The 4,292-nt window shown below is 38.0% G+C and carries 4 protein-coding genes and 1 other annotated feature; all 4 genes read right to left on the reverse strand.

From position 1 onward, the window contains the following. Nucleotides 1-78: 78 nt before the first annotated feature. Complete coding sequence (locus tag RQ907_RS07850; protein ID WP_311492820.1) at nucleotides 79-1,233, reverse strand: 5-methyltetrahydropteroyltriglutamate--homocysteine methyltransferase; 1,155 nt, start codon at nucleotides 1,231-1,233, stop codon at nucleotides 79-81. A gap of 89 nt (nucleotides 1,234-1,322) precedes the next feature. Then, nucleotides 1,323-1,557, reverse strand: a binding site (T-box leader). Between the two features lie 101 nt (nucleotides 1,558-1,658). After that, nucleotides 1,659-2,192 (reverse strand): 5-formyltetrahydrofolate cyclo-ligase, encoded by a 534-nt coding sequence (locus RQ907_RS07855; protein ID WP_311492821.1) that lies wholly within the window; start codon nucleotides 2,190-2,192, stop codon nucleotides 1,659-1,661. Beyond that, a complete protein-coding gene (locus RQ907_RS07860) occupies nucleotides 2,182-3,159 on the reverse strand; it encodes a YihY/virulence factor BrkB family protein (protein ID WP_311492822.1) in 978 nt (325 codons plus the stop codon). The genes RQ907_RS07855 and RQ907_RS07860 overlap by 11 nt, the downstream gene beginning before the upstream one ends. Next, nucleotides 3,140-4,292: S9 family peptidase (locus RQ907_RS07865; protein WP_311492823.1), on the reverse strand; the 1,153-nt coding region annotated here is incomplete at its 5' end. The genes RQ907_RS07865 and RQ907_RS07860, both read right to left, overlap by 20 nt.

Below are 4,292 nucleotides of genomic sequence, written 5' to 3' on the forward strand. Positions count from 1 at the left end.
AAGAAAAAAAGTGATGTTGCAGAATAGATAAATCTATTCTGCAACATCACCTTTCTATATAATAGGAGGGATTTATTTTTATTTACCCCAAAATTCTTGAGCAATTTTTTGGCCTTGGGCTATCTTAGCCCATTGCTGATCTTGGCTTAGTTCGTTGCCGTTATCGCATGATGCGAAGCCACATTGGTGGGATAGGTAGAGTCTGTCTTTGTCTATAATTTGGCTAGCTTTTTCTAATAATTCTAGGGCTCTTTTTTCATCATCTAGGCCTGGAGTTTTTGATGATAAGAAGCCTAGGACTACTTCTGCGTCCTTGTTTTTTTCAAAGGCTTTTAATGAATTTAGGGATCCCGCTCTTTCGTCGTCCCATTCAAGGTAGAACCTATCGTAGTTTTGTTTTTCTAGGAAGAGGTCTGCAATTGAGTCGTAGGTGCCTGCTCCAAAGTGGCGAGATGCGTAGTTGCCCCTGCAGTTGTGGGTGTAGACTTTTAGGCCGAGGTCGTGGGCGTATGCTATTACTTCATTGTTGATGGCTATATATTTTTCGGCTAAGGCTATATTTTTATCATGTCTTACCTCTCCATCAAATTGAGCATTCTCAGATCCATCTGCGAATTGTTCCCAAAGGCAATCGTCAAATTGGATTATTTCTCCACCAGCGTTTTTGAAATCGTCTAAAAACTCCTCATAGGAACGGATTAAGTCTTTTTCGAAGGCTTCGTTTGTTTTGTAGTAAGAATTCTCTAGGAAGTTAAAATTTAAAACATCGCCATAGATGTGTGATGGGGAAGGGATGCATTGTTTGACGATTGCCCTGCCATTTACTAGTTTCTTGAGTCTTTTGAAGTGGTCTATGAATGGGTGGTTTTTGCCTGAAAGCCTGTCTACAAACCTTAGTCCTATATCACGTCTGGTCTCAAATTTGCCACAACAATCCTTGTCCTCAAAGAAATATCCGCTTTCTTTGATATATCTTTCTACACCAGAAAGTCCCCAAACAAAGTCAAGATGCCAGAGAGACTTAGAATATTCTCCGTCTGTGATCTCAGGAAGACCTGCTGCGATTTGTTTTTCTATTACATCAGCTACTGCAGTATCTTCACATTCCTTGTAACCTGCAAAGTCATTGTAAAATGGATATCTTATATCGTCTCTTTTTTCAATTTCTCTTTTGTATTTTAATAATTCTTCGTTTCTAAGTAATGATCCAACTGTTAAAAATCTTTCTGTCATTTTTATACCTCTTTTATTTTCTAAAATTTTCCAACATTCTAACATAGGCGCCTTAGAAAATATTCTATGTAATAAAAAAACCCCGTCCCATAAAGGACGAGGCTTTGCCACGTGTTACCACCTTAATTTCAAATTAATTTCACAATTAATAACTCATCGGGTACTGACATACCCTATCACTGTAACGGGTGAACCCGTCTTATCTTAAATATCGGATAAGAAACTCAAAGGCCATTTTCAATTTAATCTCGCTAGGCTACTCTCACCATCCGTAGCTTCTCTGGGTAGGTTGATTAAATCTACTTTTCTTCTCATAGTTTATTTTCTATAGTTCGATTATACACAGGAAAATTTTCTCTGTCAAATAATTTTTAATAATTATTCGTAAAAATTTGTATAAATGGCTAAAAATAGGATTTTATTTATCAAAAAAATTTATTTTCTGTAATGATGTAATCCATTTTTATATCCCAAGGTTCAGCCGGGATTTTAATAGACCAAAATTTAGAAATCATAAGGCCAACTTTGGTGGTAGTATTTTCAGCAAGAAACTTATCATAAAACCCACCCCCATAACCTAGCCTATTTTTATCATAATCAAAGGATAGGGCTGGGCAGATGGTGAGGTCGGGATCCCTTATAAAGTCAAGGCTTTGAGAGGTTGGGATATCAAATGGGCCTTGGTCTAAGTTTCCTAAGTCATCTAATTCTACTGCCAACATTTTATGGTCTTTTATCTTTGGAACATAGATTTTTTTGCCATCGGCTATGGCTTTTTTTATAAAATCATAGGTGTCAACTTCCTTATTTTTTGAAAGGTAGACAAAAATTGTCTGGGAATTTTTATAAAGGTCACTTGCAATTAAGTTAGCAATTATTTTTTCTGACTTTTCCTTTATACACTCTTCATCCATTTCTCGTCTGAGGTTTAGGAAAAATCTCCTAAATTCACTTTTCATTTATTTTTCCTTTTATTTTAGAAACGAACTTATCCATAGGATTTTTTGTACCTTCTTTAAGTCTTATTTCCTTGTCAAAATACTCATCCCTGTAGCCTTCCCTGAAGGCTGCTATGACTTCAGCTCCTATTATTAGGAGGGATGAAACTATCAAAAGCCAGATGAAAAGGGAAAGGATGCCGGCAAGGGCACCGTAAATTAGGGACTTGTTTGAAAAGGTGTTTATAAAGTAGGCGTAGACGAAGCTTGTCACATAGATGGTCACTGTTGTAAATATCCCACCTGTGAGGGCCTGCTTGAAGGGAATCCTATTTGTAGAATTACTCGGAGCATACTTATAAAAAATCCCAAGGGCAGCCGACATGATCAAAAGTGGTATGGCTAGGGTGAGGATGGTAAAGATTGGAGATGAGAGGAAGTCGATTATGGCTTCTAAATTGTCTCCAAAAAATTTCTCTGTTAGGGTTAGGATTTTGCTATCTAAAATCTTTAGGACTGTAGGTCCATAGATTTGAAAAATTAGCATAAACATGATAAAGCCTATAAAAATCACCGTATATATGATACTCATCAGCCTTTGTTTGATGGCTTTTGATTGGTGGGTGAGACCGTAGGCGTGGTTTATGGCCATGATTAGCTTATCGACCCCGCTTGTCGCTGACCAGAGGGCGAAGAGGACTGTCAAGGTGGTCACAGCTGCGGATTGGCTGGACGCAAACATTATATCTAGGGCCTTTATTATTAAGTTTGCACTTGTTTTTGGAAATAGGTTCAAAAACTCATAGATAATTTTTTCATTGCCTTTCAAAAACCTTGATACTACTGATACCAGGACCATCATGAGAGGGATGGATGCCTGGAGAAAGTAGAAAGAGAGGGCAGAGGCGTAGGTCATTATGTCCTGAGTTTTGAGCCTATTTATGAAATTTTTTATAAAATCTTTGAACTTATGCTTTTTTATTTTCATCTTTTAAGTGTTTATCAAACCAGGTTTTGATTTCAGTAAGCCTTTTTACCCTAGCTTTTGGCTTGCCAGATCTTGATAATTCGTGGTTTTCCCCGTGGAAGACTACCATCCTGGTGTCTACTCCATTGAGTTTTAGTTTGGCATACATTTGGATACCTTGTTCGAGTGGACAACGGTAGTCGCAGTCTGCATGGATAAAGAGAGTTGGGGTTTTAGCTTTTTCTGCGTATTTGATTGGGGATTGGTCCCACATTTTTTCTAGGCTATCCCAAGGATTTGCTCCTGTTTGGTCTGAGGCAAAGTAATAGCCAATGTCAGATACACCGTAAAAACTTGTCCAGTTTGAAATTGACCTTTGGCTTACAGCCGCCTTAAACCTATTAGTATGTCCTATTGTCCAGTTGGTCATAAATCCACCGTAGGATCCGCCGTAGACTCCCATCTTGTCCACATCTATTTGTGGGTATTTTTTGCTTGCACAATCTACAAAATTCATCAAATCGTCAAAGTCGATTTCCCCGTAACGACCTCTTATATCAGAGAATTTCACACCCCTACCACTTGATCCGTGTGGATTTGTATAAATAATTATATAGCCATTTGATGCAAGCATTTGGTGTTCGTGGTGGAAAATATCTGAAAGTTCAGTTTTTGGGCCACCGTGGACAGAAAGGATGGTTGGGTATTTTTTACTTGGGTCAAAATCCTTAGGTAAAAGAACGTAACCCCTTAGGTCATCACCATTTGAGTCAAAGTTAAATTCTTTGACAGGAAGGACGTCTGAGATTTTATTTTCAACAAGGGATTCCTTATTAGCCTTGCTTTTAAGGCTAGCTAGGTGGTCAGGTCCCATGTCTAGGTAGTAAATATCCTCATCTGTTACAAAGAAATCCTCTATACAACCATCAAGTTCAAGTCTAAGCTCGCCCTTAAGGTCAATTGAATAAAGTTTTGCTTCTTCAAATTCGGTTACGATAAAATAAAGTCTGCCATTATGGACTTGGAAGGTCCTTGTGGCTCCAAATCTGGCATCTGTGCCGACAGAATTGCCAAAAGACTTGTCAAAGTTTGAATCATTTACCATTTTAAGGTTGCCGTCAAAGTCAACCTGGTAAATAAAGGCATCTTCATTT

This window comes from uncultured Anaerococcus sp., assembly GCF_963510575.1.
Taxonomy (GTDB): Bacteria; Bacillota; Clostridia; order Tissierellales; family Peptoniphilaceae; genus Anaerococcus.

Coding starts and splice junctions, on each gene's coding strand:
- RQ907_RS07850 (WP_311492820.1), bottom strand. CDS start 1,233: ATGACAGAAAGATTTTTAACAGTTGGATCATTACTTAGAAACGAAGAA.
- RQ907_RS07855 (WP_311492821.1), bottom strand. CDS start 2,192: ATGAAAAGTGAATTTAGGAGATTTTTCCTAAACCTCAGACGAGAAATG.
- RQ907_RS07860 (WP_311492822.1), bottom strand. CDS start 3,159: ATGAAAATAAAAAAGCATAAGTTCAAAGATTTTATAAAAAATTTCATA.